The organism is Candidatus Dormiibacter sp., from assembly GCF_050999135.1.
Taxonomy (GTDB): Bacteria; Chloroflexota; Dormibacteria; order Dormibacterales; family Dormibacteraceae; genus Dormiibacter; species Dormiibacter spiritus.
The window spans coordinates 1-15,364 of sequence record NZ_JBPCPN010000017.1 but is presented as its reverse complement, the minus strand read 5'-3'; the positions used below and the strand labels follow the sequence as shown (position 1 = coordinate 15,364).

The window sequence follows — 15,364 nt, the reverse complement described above, 5'->3', positions numbered from 1 at the left end:
TCGGCACAGGGCTGGCACGGCCTTAAGGGAGTAGGCAGAGCTTCCCGACTAGTTCTGCGACCCCAGACCTTTGCCTGGGGGCGCGCCCTCGAGCATCTCCAGCACGGCGACCCGGATCTGGTCGCTCGAGATGGCGTGGCGCTGGCCCGCGGCGGTTTCCTGAACCAGTGTCAGGCCCGCCAGCTGAAGCTCTCGAAGGGCGTAAGTGGCTTCCGGAGCTGACAGATGCAGCTCCTCTGCCACCTCCTCAGAAGAGCGATCTTCAGCGAGGAGCAGCCGCACAACCCGCAGCCGCTTCGCATCGCCCAGCGCCCGGAACATGGCGGCGGTGCGTCCGATGTCACTCTCAGGCCGGTCCCCGTCCCCGTCCATCAGCGAACGAGCCACGGTGCGCAGATTCTGGCGCGAGGCATTCTCTGCTCCTTGAGTGATGTAGCTGGCATCCAGCAGCCTTTCACCAGCCGTCGCCTGCCGGCCGGCCCGGGTCGCCACCGAGTAGAACGCCGCAATCACGATCACGACCACCACGATGTCCAGCCACCCCGCGATGGCACCTGCCGGGGTGAGCGGGCGGACGATCGCCAGCACCCCGGCAACAACGGCCCCGATCAGGGCCATGTCAACCGCGGCAGCGAGCAGTGCCCGCAGACTGGTGGAGAGTCGGCCCAAGGCGATGACGCTGTGCTCCGGCACCCGTCGGATCGCCACATAGCTGCCCAGACCAAGCAAGATCAGGATTCCGCCTTCGAGAACAAGTCCCTGCAGTTGCCCGAGGAAACGCTCGGCTGGCACTCCAGCCACCACTCCGAGGACCAGGAAGGCGGTCACCCAGACCACTGTCGCGGGCGCAATGCCAAGCAGGAATTTCCGTCGCTCCACCAGCACTGCGCCCGCCACCAGGGTGGTGTAGACGCGCAATCCCGGTATCAGGCGCGAGACGGCGAGCTCTCGCGGTCCTGCCCTCTGAAGCCGGGCGGTGACCTGGTCCAACCGTTTGGTCTGGTGGAACCTGGCTGCGGTTGCCCGCAGACCATGCTCGCCCGCCAAGCGGGCCCAACTGTAACCGAGCAACGAGCCGGTCAAGCAGGAGGCCACCGCCAGCGGCGCGAACAACCAGGGGTCGAGCGCTCCGGTGGCGATGAGCAGTCCGGCTGCAATCAGCGTCAGTTCACCGGGGATCGGCAGCGGCACGCCTACCTCTTCAACAAAGAGCAGGGAGCACAGAAGCACGATTGCGACCGCGCCATGCAGGCCCTCGATGAAACTCAGCGGTCTCGCCTCCTGGGATCAGTGGTTGCTCTTTACTGCGACGACACTCCGATTTCTAGTGGATCATCGTCACACGAACTGGGGACCGCGCGCGACCATGATCCTCTTGTGGGGCCTTCCCGGCCCCTGCCAGCATCCTCTCGCAGGCTGTCGGGCCGGCCGCTGCACGACTCCGGCGGTGGGCGAGGAGCCCGCGACAGGCTGACGCTGAGCGACCCTGCTGGTGAGCTTGCCGCTCCTAGGGGACCCGCGCCTGCCCCAATCAGCTGGCCGATGTTGGCGAGCTGATCGTTCGCCGGCCGGCCGGCGCACTTTCCGTACTACCTGTCAGCGGTCGAGCCCCACTGGTGCGGGGTCTGCGGGCTCGACGGATCAGCGCCTCCGCCACCAGCAGGTTGACGATGGTTGAAAGCCAGGCGTCGGCTGCGTAGACGAGGGCGAACGGTGCGCCGAGGGCAGTGGGGATCAAGAACAGCCGGAAAGTGACCGCGACGAAGATGAGAGCGTAGGAGCGCGTCATCCACTCGCGGTGAGCCGGGATCCGACGGCGCAGGATGGCGCGGAGAGCCAGAGCTGTCGCGCCCAGCATCTCCAGCGCCAGCACCGCAAAGCCGATCCGAGCGACCGGGCCCCCGAACGCGATTCGGGCCATCAGCAGTCCGCCGACGCCGGCGGCCAGCGCGCCGAGCAGGTACACCCGGCCGAGCCAACGATGGAGCGTCCGGTGGGGGCCGCGGAGGCCTGTGAGGAACTGAAATGGTCCGGTGGTGAGTGCTACTGTGCCGCCGGTGATGTGCAGCAGCAGTGGCGTGAGATTGGCCATGTAGGTCAGGCGCTGCTGAGTCATGAAAACCTGGGGGTTGAGGCTGAAGTAACGCGCCGAGGCAGCCGCGGTCATCAGCGCCAGGATCGTCATGGTGAGCCAGAGCTTTCGGTGCTTCATGGCAAGCACGCTAGATTTCGGCAGCTCTCCTGTCGTCCTCCAGCCGACCGATCTTCACCTCGTCCTCAGGGACGAGACCGCCGCCTCACCCGGCCGGATAGGATCAGTCGACAGTTTGAAACGGCTTAACCAAGAGAGGTGTACGAACCGATGAGCTCTGATGCACTGCCGCTCGCCGTGGGGCCGGGAGAGGGCCCCACGATCCAGGGACCGGCGAGCGGGCCGCTGACCTTCAAGGTCCGCGGTCAGCACACCAACGGTGCACTGACGGCGCTGGAGAACGCAATCGCGCCGGGCGATGGCCCGCCATTGCACACCCACGCGAACGAGGACGAGGCTTGGTATGTGCTCGAGGGCGAGCTGCGCTTCAGGCTTGGCGCCGAGTTGCGCGGCGCGCCGGCCGGCACTTTCGTTTTCGTGCCCCGTGGTACGCCCCACTGCTTCCAGAACATCGGCCGGGGGGCGGGTATGAGCGTCATCGGGCCGCCACTTGCAGTGTCCGACCCCTTGGCGACACGCGCCTAACTCATTGGGCCGCGCGACCGCAGCCGCGCGCTCCGGTCAGCCGGCGGGCTCGACCAGTCGCGCCTCGTAGGCGAAGATCACCGCCTGCACGCGGTCCCGCAGATCGAGCTTGTCCAGCACGTGCGCGACGTGCGTCTTGACAGTCGTCTCACTGACAAAGAGCGCTTGGGCGATCTCCTGGTTGGACAGTCCACGAGCCAGCTGCCGCAGCACCTCCAGCTCCCGCTCGGTCAAGGAGCTGAGCCGGGCGGCGGCATCAGGCGGCGGCTGCCGCCTCGCAAACTGACCGATCAAGCGCCGGGTGACGCTGGGCGCCAGCAGCGCGTCCCCTCCCGCCACCACCCGCACCGCCTGGGCCAGCTGCTCGGGGCTTATGTCCTTGAGCAGGAAGCCGGAGGCGCCGGCTTCCAGCGCGTCGTAGACGTGCTCGTCGAGGTCGAAGGTGGTCAGGATCAGCACCCTGGCTCCGCCGTCGCCGCCGAGGATGCGTCGGGTGGCCTCGATCCCGTCCAGGACTGGCATGCGAACGTCCATCAGGACGACGTGGGGTTTGAGAGCCGCCACCGCGGCCACCGCCTGTGAGCCGTCAGCCGATTCGCCCACAACTTCAATGTCCGGCTCCGCTCGCAGGATCATCCGGAAGCCGCCCCGAACCAGCGCCTGGTCGTCGACCAGCAGCACCCTTATCAAGCGGCAACCGTCAGCGGCAGGCGGGCAGCGACGCACCAGCCACCGTCCGGAGCGGGACCAGCCTCGAAGTCGCCGCCGAACATCGCCACCCGCTCCCGCATCCCGAGGAGTCCATGCCCGCCCCGGTTCACGCCCGGCGAGGCCGGGGTCTGATCGCCGTCGTTGAACACACTGAGATTCAGCGCACCCTCTCTGGAGCGCAGGTGCAGCCGAGCCGCGCGGCTGGGGGCGTGCTTCAGGCAGTTGGTCAGCGCCTCCTGCAGCACGCGGTAGACACAGAGATCGAGGCCTGACGGGAGGGATGGCAGGGGCCTTTCGATCTCGGCTGTCAAGTCCAGGCCGGCCGCGCGAAATCGCTCGAGCAGCGGTTCCAGCTGGTCCAGGCCGGGCTGCGGCTGACGGTCTGAGGGACCGTCCTCCCGCAGCACTCCTAGTAGCCGGCGCATGTCGGCAAGCGCGTCCCGACCTGTGCGCTCCACTGCCTCGAGCGCCGCCCGCGCTTCGCCAGGCGATTCGTCTACGACCCGCCCCCCAGCCGTTGCTTGCACGACTATCACGCCCAGGCTGTGCGCGACGATGTCGTGCAGCTCGCGTGCGATCCGCGCCCGCTCCTCGGCCGCCGCGCGTCGCATCTCCTGCGAGCGGATCTGCTCCTGCGATCGGGCTCTCTCCTCCAGAGCGCTGACCAGCGCGCGATGGGTGCGGACCGAGCCGGCCAGCAGCCAGTTCAACGCCACGATCGCTAGTTCGAAGGCAAGCTCGAAGCCGTTGACCTGGCGGCGGACGAACGCAGTTCCCAGCGCGAACACCGCGGCGATCGAGCCCGAGCGGAGCCGGCTGTGCCGCTGCGTCAGCACGAAGAGGGCGACCAGGCCGGCGGTGAACTCGGTAGGCGTCGCCGGAACGCCGGCGATGGACGCAAGGACGGCGCCCGCCGCGACGGTCGCCCAGACGGCGACCGGCCAGCGCCAGGTCAGAGCCAGGGGAAGCGTGGTCAGCAGGCAGAAGGTGATGTACACCGGCCGCTGCCACGCGTCGATCAACCAGAGCGAGTAGAGGGCCAGCACGACTGCAAAGCCCGTCCAGAAGGTGGGCGGCGCCAGCCGGCGCAGGGGAGCAGTGACCGACTGGAGGCGGGCGAGCATGGTCAACCCCACCATAGGTGCCGCCATCGGCGCTGGCGTCCGTCTCAGGAGTGATGCGCATCGTCCGCAAGGAGGAGACGCTTCGGATCGGAGTTTGGGGGAGGGACTGGGGAGCCAGGCCTACCGTTGACCGGACGCTTACGATGTCCGCCTCTGTGTCATTTTTCCCGTGTTAGGCTCGGCCCATGCCGCTCAGAGCATGCGAATGGGTCGCGGCGACCCTCCGTCGCTTTCCCTTCCAACTCGGCCCCGGCGTGGCTAGAATGCGGTCAGCGACTCAGGTGGGGAAGACATAGATGGGCACTCCGGGTGCGCTTCGTACGGTCGCGCTGGCGCTCGCTGGGTTCATGGCCCTGTCGGCGTGCGGCCTCGGATCCCCCTCGGCTGCCACGACGCCCCAGCCGTCCAGGTCCTACTCGGCCTCAGCCTCCCCCAAGGTAGACCACTGCGCCAACCTGGCCAAGCGAGGCATCACTCCCTGCCCTCCGGCCAACCTGCCGCTGGACAAGGTGCCGATCGCGAACAAGACGGGGGGCAAGGTCCCCGACGCTCAGGTCCAGGAGGACGGCCAGGCACTCCTTCGTTGGTTTGCCTTGTATCGCTGGGCGTTCGTGAACAACCATTCCGATTTCCTACAGAGTGACGCCCTAGCCCCGCCGGATTTTGGACAGCAGATCAGCTTCCGAGATGAGCTGCAATGGTTGGCTTCCGCCAAGGCTGCGGGTGGCACATTGCGCATCGAGCCGATCAAGCTCGCAGGCTTGAGCATCGTGCCCGTGAGTCAAGTCGTAGCTGAGCTAGCTCGTGGACGCGGCTATCTAGTGGGGCCCTACGAGTGGGTATATGTGCTGGCGGGCCCCGACACCGTTGATCTGGTCAAGCCTGATGGCACCAGCCAACTTCTTCACTCGAGTGGCGCGGATAGGCGGATCTATACTCTCTCGTTCGGACGGGTTCGTGACGACCCGGACCTGGGCCGAGTGTGGTACGAGGTTGGCAGCTACGACTGCTTGCAATATCCGGTGCAGGAGACCTGCCTCGTCTAGATGCGCTACCTAACTTACCTAATCGTTGCTGTTTCCGTTCTACTGACGGCTCCAGCGAATGCATTTGCCCTTTCTAATGGCAGCGAGGCGGCCTGCGTGAACACTTCAATTGGCGTCCTACGAGGTGAAGGCGGGCTTCGGGTATCAGCTGGCGCTTACGTGATTTGCCCAGGCAGAGGGGGGGCCAGGATTATTCCGACGGTCACCAACGGTCGAGATCCACATGACACCACGCCGCCGGCTCCTCCCGACGCCACCGAAGGTGCGCCATGTGAGATTGGCTGGCAATCTGCAATCCAACTGGACTGGGTTGGCGACGGATACACGGGCCGACCGCTGTCACCTCCGCCTCGTGGCGATGTCATCGGCGGCGGTCTCAAGATTGTTAGTGGCCAGGATTCGCTAAACAGGGTCAGCGAGAACGACGCCAGCATGAAGTGGTACTACCCGGGCGCCTGGCACCACACGGATCAGGCTGGGTGGCTGTGCTCCGTGGACAACAACTTCCAGTGGCGGAGCAGGTGCGATTCGACCAGCGGCACAAACCCCTGCGTCTACTGGAGCAAGGCGCCGCCGGCGGCGGGCTCGCCTCAGGCAGTGAATTGGGCGCCGTATTTCGCTCAAGCCAGGGGCCAGCTGGACGGGCAGGCGGGGCAAATCGGCTCCGCTCCGCCAACCAAGGGCGTGGTCAATATTCCCACCTGTTTCTGGATCGACGGCCAGGGCATTCCCGACGATCGCAAGCTCTCGGTGACGGTGGCCGGTGCGCCCGACGCGGAGGGCCGGCAGATCTATTACACGCTGCTGATCGATGTCGCCTTCGTTCGCGCCGCCTGGAATTTCGACGACCCTCACAACGACACGGCGAACGCAACCCCGCCGACGCAGTGCGGGCAGCACAACCAGCTGACCGCCCACCAGTACGTGGAGATCTCAGAGGCGCGGCACCCCGACCAGAAGTACCATGTGGTGGCCGCTGAGCACTACGCCATCACCGGTGAGGTGTACTGGACCGATTCCTACGGAAGTCACCACCAGAACGTTGACAGCGGCCTCGGCGACGTCGTCATCAGCACACCTGACTACCCGCAATATGTGGGCCAGATCGAAGCCATCCCGATCACACCCGCCTCACCCTGATGAAGCTCCGAGATCAGAGCGGACAGTCAATGGTCGAGTTCGCGCTCATCATCACAGTCTTCCTGGCGCTTCTTTTTGCTGTGTTCTCCTCAGCGCTCTACTCGGTGCAGCGCTCGGCAGCCGTCACCGCCGCGGCGGCGGGCGCTCGTGCTGCGGCCGGAACAGACCCCTTCGACGCCAACCGGCCAGCTCTGGAGAGCGCCGGGCCCATCATCCAAAGGCGGCTTGCCCCTGTCCTTTTCGGCAGCAAACTGACGATCGCGCGCGCAGGCGCCCCCTGTCCCAGTCCGCGGGCAGCGGCGGTCGGCGAATTGATCGTCTGCTCGACGCTTGATCCCGCCAATCCCGGCTTGGTAATGGTGGGCATCCGCGGCCGGCCCTACAACCCATTTGCCTTCATCGGTCTCGCCTGGGAACTGGACGCCACTGCCGAGTTCCATCGGGAGACCTTCAGCCGATGACCAGCCTGACGGCCTGCATCCGAGCGGGCCACCTGACACAGCATGATGGCCCGATCGCACGGCACCACCAGCGCGGACAGGCTCTGGTCGAGACCGCAATCGTGCTTCCCCTCCTCTTTCTGCTCTTCCTCGGCTTTCTGCTTGTCATGGTCACCGCCCAGGCCTACGTCGATGTGGATACGGCCACCAGCCTGGCCGCAGCCTCCGCCGTAACCGCTCCCGCCAACGACAGCGCCAAGAGCCGCGAGTTCGCGCTGCAGACCTACAACGGCACTCTGCACCAGTCGACCTACCTCCAGCCGCAGGCCTTGGCGGGATGCGGCGGCTATGCCGCCGGCGGCTCCGTGACCTGCACAGGTAGGGCGACCCAACGGTGGCAGCCAGGGAGGCTTTTAAGTGTCCCGCTTCCGGTGGTTGCCGGCATCTTGCGGCTCCGGACGACGATGCGCGCGTCACGGCGCCCGGTCCGTCGTCGTCACGCATCGAGGATGCGCTCCTCCTAGTTCCACCCGTTCCTTCGCCTCGTCGCCCGGATCGGCAGCCTTCGGCTGCCTGCCCCAACCTGCTCGACCACCATCGGAAACAGGACACTAGAACCATAGACATGCCGCGAAGAAGCCTGCTCCTCACAATCGGGGGTGCCGTTGTACTTCTGGCGGTGATCGGCGCCGTTTACCTCGAGATCGCCGTGCAGGCAAAAGCAACCCACACTGCCTGGACCGTAACCCAGGACATAGTCGCCGGCACCGCTCTCGACAGCAGCAATGTCCACCAGGTGAAGCTTGCCGACACGGGCGATCCAGTCCAGTACTACAAGGGCGATCCCATTCGGGACCACCGGCGGGCGGCCAGCCGGCTCTCCGCTTCGCACCTGCTGTCCGATGACGACCTGATGCCGACTCAGTCAGTGCTCGTGCCCCTCACGTTCAAGTCAGCGCCGCCGATGCAGCGTGGCGACAAGATCGACGTGTACGTTCTGATGGGCACCAAGACGATCCAGGTGGGCCGCGGCCTCGTGGTGGAGCAGCCGAACCCGACCACGGTTTGGGTGCCGCCCGGCGATGAGGCCGCCTGGGTCACCCTGCAGGCGAACAACTCGGCCCTGTTCGCGGTCCGCAGCAGCGGCGTCGGCGTGCCCAGCGGCGCCGGCCTGGCGCTAAATGAAGCGGCCAGCCAACTCGCCGGCTCCGCCTCTGAAGGCGGTTCGGTGCCAGGACCGGCACCCAGCCCCTCCGCGGCTCCTTCGGTCCAGAAACCATGAGCTATGTGATCTCGTTCGTCGGCACCAAAGATGGCCAGGGGGTCACGTCGACGGCGCTCGCGGTCGCATTCGACATTGCTGGCCAAGGGCACACGGTTCTCTTCGTCGACGCCGACATGTCGGGCACCTCCACGGCAGTCGACCACGTCCTCATTGACCCCGCCCACCGGGGCATGAACAACCTCGTCGGAGAAGGGGCGATCTCCTCAGAGATGCTGCTCGCCCAGGCCGTGGCGAGCCGAGACGATCGCCTCCAGATCGTGCCAGGCCTGCATCAGATCTACGGGAGCAACATCAGCCATCTGCTTCGGCGGCTGATGACCGGTCAGGCCCTCGGTGGGCTGGCCCATGACTTTGTCGTCTTCGACCTTGGCTGCGCCTGGTCCCACGTGCTGCTGCAAAATCCAAGACTGGAAGCGCAGGCAGTCTCCGCCCTGTCGGCCCGTGTCTTCGTAGTAGTGCAGGACGCCCCCGTCCGGCTGGCCCGCAGCCTGGACGTGCTTCGGGCAGCCGATCCGCCCAAAGCCGAGCTCATAGTTCTCGACACGCGCTCAGGCGTGATGAGCCGGAAGGTCAAGGAGGCAATCGCCAGTCAGCTCCCCGGCCTCAGCATCACAGCCACCATTCCCTGGGATCAGAAGCGGGCCCTGAAGGCCGAGGATGAGGGTCGTCCCATCTCCGGGATTGGGGAGGCGGTGGTGCGCCAGGCGGAAATCTTGCAGAGGGCCAAAGTGGTGCTGGAAACCGCCTCCCGGGCGGTGCCCCAGCCGGCGGGCTGATGCGGCAGTTGAACCAGGCGGCGGACTGGCTTGGCCAGGAGACCGGCCAGATTCGGGAGATTCCCTGGCCCGACGTTGCCGACCAGATCCAGGACACGGCCCAAGCGGTAGCCCTCGAGCTGTACGAAATCCGGCGGGAACGTGATCTCAAGGCGTCTGCCTGGGGTGAAGAGCACCTGCCGGAGCAGATTGAAGAGCTGCTCAACCAGGCCCAGAACCAGCCCGGCCACTTCCGCCTGCACGGCGGCACCGCCACCCGGCTGGCGACGGAGCCGCACTTCCGGCGCCAGGTCCACCGCGCGGCGATGGTGCTGGGCTCGTGGCTCTACCCGCTCTCGAGGCTGCTCTATCTCGTCGACGGGTTGGAGGAGATCCACGTCTATCGCTGGGACAAGTGGCTGCTCACGACAAACCGCGGCAAATTCCGGCTCGGCCAGCTAGGCAATCCCTTCAGCACCAACCAGGAGGTCCAGGACTTCCTCCGGGAGCGGGTTCTCGCCATCCCCGGAGTCAAAGGCAACAAGACCCTCAGCGACCGCAGCCCAGCTGCCGAGGCCAACCTGGGCCGGGTGCTGCGGCTGGCAGTGATCCAGGAACCCGCTGTCTCCGGTGACACGACGTTCGTGGCCACCATGCGTCTGCAGGGCGTGACAAATCTGCACAGTCTTGACGAGTACGTCATGCAGGGCGCCATGCCGCGTGGTGTGGCGGAGTTCCTCACGGCCAGCCTGCGCGGCAAGGCGAACATCATCATCGCCGGCGGCACAGCTACTGGCAAGACCACCCTCCTCCGCGTTCTCTGCGGGATGGTGCCGCCGGAGGAGCAGATCCTGGTCCTGGAGGATTCGGCCGAGCTCAACTTGGACACTGACCGCGGTGACGGCCAGCCCTGGCACCCGCTGGTCCAGCACCTCTGCACAGTGCCGCCGCTCTACTCCCAGGACGCGGGACTCACCATGCGCGATCTCGCCAAGCTTGCGCTGAGGATGCGGCCCAGCCGCATCATCCTGGGCGAGGCCAGAGATGCGGCGATGGCTGAGGTGTGCCTGGTCGCCTCCACCGGCCACGACGGCTCGATGGTCACGATTCACGCTGACGACGCGTTCGAGGGCTTGCGCAGGTCAGCTGAGTACGTCATGAAGAGCCCTGACTATTCGCACAACAGCAATTCCATGGAACTGGCCGAGCTGGCGGTGCACCGCGCCTTCGACCTGGTGGTGCACCTGAGCCAGAACAACATCGACGGCCAGCGCCGGTTGAGCGGCGTGCTCGCCCTGGGTGGTCTGAAGCACCAGCACACGTGGCTTTATCAGCGCGTCCCCGAGGGTCACGTCGAGCGGCGCACTCGCTACGTTGCCGATTTGCCGCTCGGTCTGAAGCTCAAAATCGGCTCGCGCCTGGGCCAGGAGATTCCCGAGCCCTGATGCGGTCCGTGATCTTCTCGCCGCTCTTCTTCTTCGCTCAGATCGTGCTGATCTTGGCTCTCGCTGCTTTCTTGGCCGCGAATCTGGCGGGGTGGAGCTCCCGCCGGCGGTTCTCACTTGCCAGCAATCGCCATCTCCGCAGCTACTTCGAGAGAGAGCGGTCCCGCGCCCTCGCGCTCGGTTGGAGCGAGCGCACCTGGTGGGCTCTGCGGATTGGTGCTGCACTCGCCGGACTCGCCGCCGGAGTGCTGATCGGCACGCCAGTGGTCATCATTGGCGGCATCCTCTGCGGCACAGTGCTGGTGCCCTTCCTACTCGGTCCCATCGCCGACCAGCGCAAGGTGCGCCGCGAGCACGCACTGGTCGAGCAGGCGCGCAACATAGTGGATCTCGTCCGCCAGTCGAACCAGAGCCTGGAGGAAGCACTGCGCGACGCCGGTCAAAACCCTATCCCGGAGCTGCGTTCGCTTCTCCTGCCGCTGGCGGATACGCAGCTCTCGCTGCGCGACCGGCTGATCGAGCTGGATCGCCGCGCAGCGAGTCCTATCGCAAACCGCATCTGCGCCGACATCATGCTGTCGCTGGACATTTCGCCTGAGGCGTTCGTGCTCCAGGCGACTCAGGTGCTCATCCCTCAATACATGGAGGATCTGGAGCTGCAAGACAAGAACCTCTCGATCGCCGCTGGGGCCAGGGTGGGCTCCTACATAGTGGTGCTGATCATGGGCGTCATTTTCCTCGCGGTAATGCGCGTCGACTCCTTCCGCGAGGCCTACGCGACGCCACTCGGCCAGCTGGTCCTGATCCTGATTGCGCTCTCCGTCGTGTTCATCATCTGGCTGATCGGCCAGATGACGCCGAGGACACGCTCAGTCCGCTGGAACCTGATCAGCCTGAAGGCACGGATGGAAAGCCGCTATGCCTGAAACCAACTTCGATCCGAGGTCTGAGGCATGAGCTTGCTGCTGGCGCCGATGCTTATACTGCTGGCTGGGGCGGGCGTGCTGGCTCTGATCTGGCGCCTCGGAGTTCTCACGCCTCCCCCAGTTGCCGCCTGGCAGAAGATCGGCTCCCACTACGGATTTGTGGATGTCCGTCCGCTGACCGAGCGGCTGGGCGAACGCGCGCCATTTGTGAAGCAGCTCGACGACGCCTTCAACATCCCGAGGTTGCTGGCGCTGGCTGGACGCAATGAATCGGGCACGGCCTGGGCGCTCCGCAACCTCGCCCTCGCCCTCGCAGTGGTGGTGGGCTTTCTGGCAGTGGAACTGCTCAGCGTGCTGCTGGTGGGGATGGCCCCGCTGGCCATCTGGGACGGATTCCTCTTCGCTCTGGCCCTGCTCGGTCTCCGCTGGCTGATGCTGCGCGTGGCCGCCGGCCGCCGTCGCCGGGGCATCGAGAACGGACTGGCGGAGGCCATGACCGAACTGGCGATCCTCACGTACACCGCCCAAGTCCCGATCGATCAGGCGCTGGAGATCCTGGCCCGCGCGCAGTCGGACGGGTACCTCTGGAGCCTGCTCAAGGACGAGAATTGGAAGCAGCTGGTCAACCTGGATCGTAATCGAGCGGGAGTATTGGGCCGGCGCGTGGCGCCGAGCACAGCGTTGATCTACGAGCGGATCGGTGAGGCATACGAGCTGCCCATGTTCAGCCTGCTTGCGGCCAGCGTTCGCCGCATAGGGGAGCGGGGCCAGGAGAGCCGCAGTGTTTTCACCAACCTCGCCCGCTCGGTGGGCCAGCGCAAGCTGGCCACCATGCAGACGGCGTCAGAGCGGTCGCGATTCCTCCAGGCTGTGCCGCTGGGCCTGATGATCGTGCCGCTCATCACACTGATCGGCTACGGGGCCTGGATCACGTTCATCAAGGCCTTCCCCTGATGGAGCGGCGGGTCGACAGACGCCCGGGGCGCCTGTTGGAGCTGGGTACGCGTTGGCTGGTAGCACTCGGCCTGGCCGCGGCCGCTTGGACGGTGCTCGGACAGCCGCAGTTGGGTCAGCTGGCCGACTTCTTGGTTAGCCGCGATCCCAGCTTCACCGAGACGCTGAGCGCACTCCAGGCCATCATCTGGGTGTTGGTCGGCCTGACCCTTCTCTGGACAGTCATCGGCCTCGTGCGCATGGCCGCGTCGGGTGTGAGCGCCCGGCGACCACAGCGGCTCTGGGGCGGGGCCGTCTTGACAGTCGGCATCCTCATCCTGCTCGCCGGCCTGAGCCATCACCAGAGCGCCAGCACCGTCAGCCTGGGGAGCGGCTCGCTGGCCGAGGCGAAGGGGCTGCTTGATCGCTGAGCAGCGCTACACCACCTTCCTGACGGTCTTCCCCGGTCCAGAAGCCGAGCAGATGGCGGCTTTCATGCGCAGCGGCATCAACGAGAAAGCGCGTCGACCCGTCCGCGTCCTTGCCCTGCCCTACCCCAGCGCAGTGCTTCTCGATCCGCGCAGTCCAGCCAGCGGCGATCTCGACAGCTGGTGGGCGGCACAGAATCCCGCCATCACCGACCCGGTCGTGGTGATGCTCGATGAGCCGGGCTTGGAACGCTTCCTGCCGGGCTTGGACGCGCACTTCGTCGTGGGCGTCCAAAGGTCGGCCGAACTGCCGCGCTGGCAGGGCTTTGAAAACGCCATCGCGACAGTTTCGGACCACCCCATGCAACTGGCGGAGTTCGCCATGCAGTACCACAGCGTGAGAGGCCGCGACAGCTTCCGCAGCGATGTCCCCTATCGCGGCTGGTGGTTGAGCGACATGATGAAGCCGGGCGCCGACCGTGGCCGGCGCACAGCTTCCGCCTGGGCTGCACCGCCTTCAGCAGCCGACTGGGCCAGCTCGAAGGAGACGCCGCCGGCCAAAGCATTGCCCGATCCCTTCCAAGCGCTGGCGGAGCTCGGCCCGCAGCCGTACCTGCCTCCGGAGGAAGCGCCAACAGGCCCTCAGCTCTCGCGCGCTTCGCTGCTCGGCACGAGCCAGCCGCAGGTCGGGGGGGCCCGCCGGCTACCAACGTCGATGCCCGCCAAGCCAACTGGGGTCGGTGCCGCTCTGAGCCAGCTGCTGGCAGGCCCTCGCTGGCCCGAGATACCCCGCGACGTCGGCGACCTGCTCCTCAGCCTGAGTCCGCACGCAGTGGTCGCCGTGGTGAGCCGGGCCGGCGGAGTGGGCAAAACGGCGATAGCGGCGGCGGTGGCTCAGGTCGCCGGGTACGCGCTTGGCGAGACCACAGGAAGCGCCGCGGTGGTCGACCAGAACACAGGCAATCCCGATCAGTGGGGTCGCATGCACATTCCCGAGGGAGCCGCCACTGTGAGCTCCCTGATGGCGGCCCTCAGCGCCGGAGCTGAACTGCCACCACCGCCGGTCTGGGCGCGAAACGTGCCGGCGCTGGCGGTATACCCGGAGGATCGCCAGGCCGCTACCGCCTACAGTCCCGGTCAGATTCAGCGCTTCGTCGCCTACTTGCGGGAGCGACACGTGCTCACGGTTGTGGATCTGCCCAACCGCCTGCCCGACCTGCAGTCGACAGAGGGGCTCATCTGCGCCGCGTACCTGGAGCTGGCCGACCTTGTGATCCTGCCCACCACCGACGACCCCAACCGGCTGGCCGGCGTCAATGAATACCTGGCTGAGCCGGCGCTGGCCAACAAGCCTGTTGTGGTCGCCTACATCGAGTCGACTGAGCGCCGCCTGCGGCGCCATCCCAAGGTGATCGAAGCGCTCAACGGCATCCGCGCTCGCACCACTGCCGTGGTAGCAATCCCCAAGAGCGAGAAGGCCACCCTCGCGATTGTGGAAGGCCGCCCCATCGTCGAGATCGCCGCCGACCTCCGCCAGTCCTATGTCGACCTGACGCTGACGGTGGCCCGAGCCCTGCTGGCGCGGCAGCGGGCCGGCGGGTGAGGAAGCACCACCGAGCGAGCAGGTGAATTCGGGGCAGAACCTCTCCGTCGGCGCGGTCGGAGGTCGGCATCGGCTGCGGCGGGAGAGGGCAGCCTGGCGACGCCGCCTGCGGGGTGTTCGCTGGCATCTGGTGATGGCGTTGGTCGGGCTGCTCGCGGCCGGTGCCGGGAGCCTGTGGGCGCTAAGCGAGCCCCAAGTTGACGTGTCTCTTAACAGCAATGGCTATGACGTGGCTGGGAACCATCTCTCAGCTACCGAACCAGGCGTTTACCAGGCGGGCGGCGCCTCGCTGGTCATCTCAGTGCAGGGGGGCCGCGTCAAGGCGGCCGCCAGCGCTCTTCTCAATGGCCGTCACATGACGGGTGTCTGCTCCGTCAGCGATGACGCAGCCGGGGAGAGCTGCAGATTCAGGCTCGACTCTCTGAGCCTAACGAGCGAGGATCGCGCAACCGGCAAGGGCTGGAGCCGGTTGTACAACGACGGCCGCCGGGTCGGGATCCGGACGACCGGCACGGCGCCGGTGCCCGTGCCGTTTGCACTGGGAAGGTAAAGCGGTCCGATGCCGATTGTCTTGGCTGAACTGCGTCGTCAAGGTCTGTCCTTCAGCTGTCCAGATTGCCGGTTAAGAGCTTGCACATCGAACATGCGTTTGGTACAATACAGGTATGGAAGGGCCGCTCTGCAACGACCCCGCGGACGAGCCGGAAGCACACGCGCTCTGCGAGCTGGCCGCTCACATCCATGCCGCCACCGCTGAGTTCAGTGAACGCGTCGCCGCTTTCGATCTCAGG

Annotated in this window: 17 protein-coding genes; 13 read left to right on the top strand and 4 right to left on the bottom strand. The window is 66.2% G+C overall.

Annotated elements, in window-relative coordinates; all coding sequences use genetic code 11:
• Positions 1 to 48: 48 nt before the first annotated feature.
• Positions 49 to 1,230, bottom strand: a complete 1,182-nt coding sequence (locus ACR2MZ_RS04180) for a VTT domain-containing protein (RefSeq protein ID WP_434003814.1) — start codon at positions 1,228 to 1,230, stop codon at positions 49 to 51.
• A gap of 301 nt (positions 1,231 to 1,531) precedes the next feature.
• Positions 1,532 to 2,212 (bottom strand): DUF2306 domain-containing protein, encoded by a 681-nt coding sequence (locus tag ACR2MZ_RS04175; RefSeq protein WP_434003813.1) that lies wholly within the window; start codon positions 2,210 to 2,212, stop codon positions 1,532 to 1,534.
• Between the two features lie 150 nt (positions 2,213 to 2,362).
• Between ACR2MZ_RS04175 and ACR2MZ_RS04170 the strand changes: the two genes are divergently transcribed.
• On the top strand, positions 2,363 to 2,737 hold the full coding sequence (locus ACR2MZ_RS04170) for a cupin domain-containing protein (protein ID WP_434003812.1): 375 nt from the start codon (positions 2,363 to 2,365) through the stop codon (positions 2,735 to 2,737).
• Between the two features lie 36 nt (positions 2,738 to 2,773).
• Here ACR2MZ_RS04170 and ACR2MZ_RS04165 read toward each other — a convergent pair whose 3' ends face one another.
• On the bottom strand, positions 2,774 to 3,427 hold the full coding sequence (locus ACR2MZ_RS04165; RefSeq protein ID WP_434003811.1) for a response regulator: 654 nt from the start codon (positions 3,425 to 3,427) through the stop codon (positions 2,774 to 2,776).
• A complete protein-coding gene (locus ACR2MZ_RS04160) occupies positions 3,424 to 4,599 on the bottom strand; it encodes a sensor histidine kinase (protein ID WP_434003810.1) in 1,176 nt (391 codons plus the stop codon). The genes ACR2MZ_RS04165 and ACR2MZ_RS04160 overlap by 4 nt, the downstream gene beginning before the upstream one ends.
• A gap of 269 nt (positions 4,600 to 4,868) precedes the next feature.
• On the opposite strand from ACR2MZ_RS04160, the gene ACR2MZ_RS04155 reads away from it, so the two are divergent.
• From ACR2MZ_RS04155 to ACR2MZ_RS04100, 12 genes are all read left to right on the top strand, one after another.
• Positions 4,869 to 5,618 (top strand): hypothetical protein, encoded by a 750-nt coding sequence (locus ACR2MZ_RS04155; RefSeq protein WP_434003809.1) that lies wholly within the window; start codon positions 4,869 to 4,871, stop codon positions 5,616 to 5,618.
• Between the two features lie 432 nt (positions 5,619 to 6,050).
• Positions 6,051 to 6,758: a hypothetical protein gene (locus ACR2MZ_RS04150; protein ID WP_434003808.1), complete on the top strand. Its 708-nt coding sequence runs from the start codon at positions 6,051 to 6,053 to the stop codon at positions 6,756 to 6,758.
• Between the two features lie 29 nt (positions 6,759 to 6,787).
• Positions 6,788 to 7,219 carry a TadE/TadG family type IV pilus assembly protein gene (locus ACR2MZ_RS04145; protein WP_434003807.1) on the top strand — a complete coding sequence of 144 codons (432 nt, stop codon included), beginning with the start codon at positions 6,788 to 6,790 and terminating at the stop codon, positions 7,217 to 7,219.
• A complete protein-coding gene (locus ACR2MZ_RS04140; RefSeq protein WP_434003806.1) occupies positions 7,216 to 7,722 on the top strand; it encodes a TadE/TadG family type IV pilus assembly protein in 507 nt (168 codons plus the stop codon). Before ACR2MZ_RS04145 ends, ACR2MZ_RS04140 begins: the two co-directional genes overlap by 4 nt.
• A gap of 101 nt (positions 7,723 to 7,823) precedes the next feature.
• A complete protein-coding gene (locus ACR2MZ_RS04135) occupies positions 7,824 to 8,480 on the top strand; it encodes a hypothetical protein (RefSeq protein WP_434003805.1) in 657 nt (218 codons plus the stop codon).
• The gene (locus ACR2MZ_RS04130) at positions 8,477 to 9,259 is read left to right on the top strand and encodes a nucleotide-binding protein (RefSeq protein ID WP_434003804.1); all 783 of its coding nucleotides are present in this window, start codon (positions 8,477 to 8,479) and stop codon (positions 9,257 to 9,259) included. The genes ACR2MZ_RS04135 and ACR2MZ_RS04130 overlap by 4 nt, the downstream gene beginning before the upstream one ends.
• Positions 9,259 to 10,683: a CpaF/VirB11 family protein gene (locus tag ACR2MZ_RS04125; protein WP_434003803.1), complete on the top strand. Its 1,425-nt coding sequence runs from the start codon at positions 9,259 to 9,261 to the stop codon at positions 10,681 to 10,683. Before ACR2MZ_RS04130 ends, ACR2MZ_RS04125 begins: the two co-directional genes overlap by 1 nt.
• A complete protein-coding gene (locus ACR2MZ_RS04120; protein ID WP_434003802.1) occupies positions 10,683 to 11,609 on the top strand; it encodes a type II secretion system F family protein in 927 nt (308 codons plus the stop codon). The genes ACR2MZ_RS04125 and ACR2MZ_RS04120 overlap by 1 nt, the downstream gene beginning before the upstream one ends.
• Positions 11,610 to 11,636: 27 nt before the next feature.
• Entirely contained in the window at positions 11,637 to 12,563 is a 927-nt protein-coding gene (locus ACR2MZ_RS04115; RefSeq protein WP_434003801.1) for a hypothetical protein, read from the top strand.
• Positions 12,563 to 12,973 carry a hypothetical protein gene (locus ACR2MZ_RS04110; RefSeq protein ID WP_434003800.1) on the top strand — a complete coding sequence of 137 codons (411 nt, stop codon included), beginning with the start codon at positions 12,563 to 12,565 and terminating at the stop codon, positions 12,971 to 12,973. The genes ACR2MZ_RS04115 and ACR2MZ_RS04110 overlap by 1 nt, the downstream gene beginning before the upstream one ends.
• Positions 12,963 to 14,573, top strand: a complete 1,611-nt coding sequence (locus ACR2MZ_RS04105) for a hypothetical protein (protein WP_434003799.1) — start codon at positions 12,963 to 12,965, stop codon at positions 14,571 to 14,573. The genes ACR2MZ_RS04110 and ACR2MZ_RS04105 overlap by 11 nt, the downstream gene beginning before the upstream one ends.
• A 22-nt stretch (positions 14,574 to 14,595) precedes the next feature.
• Positions 14,596 to 15,123, top strand: coding sequence for a hypothetical protein (locus tag ACR2MZ_RS04100; protein WP_434003798.1), 528 nt, complete (start codon positions 14,596 to 14,598; stop codon positions 15,121 to 15,123).
• Positions 15,124 to 15,364: the final 241 nt, after the last annotated feature.

What these genes read in the sequence shown, in the direction of transcription:
- ACR2MZ_RS04175 (WP_434003813.1), bottom strand. Translation starts at nt 2,212, where the DNA reads ATGAAGCACCGAAAGCTCTGGCTCACCATGACGATCCTGGCGCTGATG.
- ACR2MZ_RS04170 (WP_434003812.1), top strand. Translation starts at nt 2,363, where the DNA reads ATGAGCTCTGATGCACTGCCGCTCGCCGTGGGGCCGGGAGAGGGCCCC.
- ACR2MZ_RS04160 (WP_434003810.1), bottom strand. Translation starts at nt 4,599, where the DNA reads ATGGCGGCACCTATGGTGGGGTTGACCATGCTCGCCCGCCTCCAGTCG.
- ACR2MZ_RS04155 (WP_434003809.1), top strand. Translation starts at nt 4,869, where the DNA reads ATGGGCACTCCGGGTGCGCTTCGTACGGTCGCGCTGGCGCTCGCTGGG.
- ACR2MZ_RS04150 (WP_434003808.1), top strand. Translation starts at nt 6,051, where the DNA reads ATGAAGTGGTACTACCCGGGCGCCTGGCACCACACGGATCAGGCTGGG.
- ACR2MZ_RS04145 (WP_434003807.1), top strand. Translation starts at nt 6,788, where the DNA reads ATGGTCGAGTTCGCGCTCATCATCACAGTCTTCCTGGCGCTTCTTTTT.
- ACR2MZ_RS04140 (WP_434003806.1), top strand. Translation starts at nt 7,216, where the DNA reads ATGACCAGCCTGACGGCCTGCATCCGAGCGGGCCACCTGACACAGCAT.
- ACR2MZ_RS04135 (WP_434003805.1), top strand. Translation starts at nt 7,824, where the DNA reads ATGCCGCGAAGAAGCCTGCTCCTCACAATCGGGGGTGCCGTTGTACTT.
- ACR2MZ_RS04130 (WP_434003804.1), top strand. Translation starts at nt 8,477, where the DNA reads ATGAGCTATGTGATCTCGTTCGTCGGCACCAAAGATGGCCAGGGGGTC.
- ACR2MZ_RS04125 (WP_434003803.1), top strand. Translation starts at nt 9,259, where the DNA reads ATGCGGCAGTTGAACCAGGCGGCGGACTGGCTTGGCCAGGAGACCGGC.
- ACR2MZ_RS04120 (WP_434003802.1), top strand. Translation starts at nt 10,683, where the DNA reads ATGCGGTCCGTGATCTTCTCGCCGCTCTTCTTCTTCGCTCAGATCGTG.
- ACR2MZ_RS04115 (WP_434003801.1), top strand. Translation starts at nt 11,637, where the DNA reads ATGAGCTTGCTGCTGGCGCCGATGCTTATACTGCTGGCTGGGGCGGGC.
- ACR2MZ_RS04110 (WP_434003800.1), top strand. Translation starts at nt 12,563, where the DNA reads ATGGAGCGGCGGGTCGACAGACGCCCGGGGCGCCTGTTGGAGCTGGGT.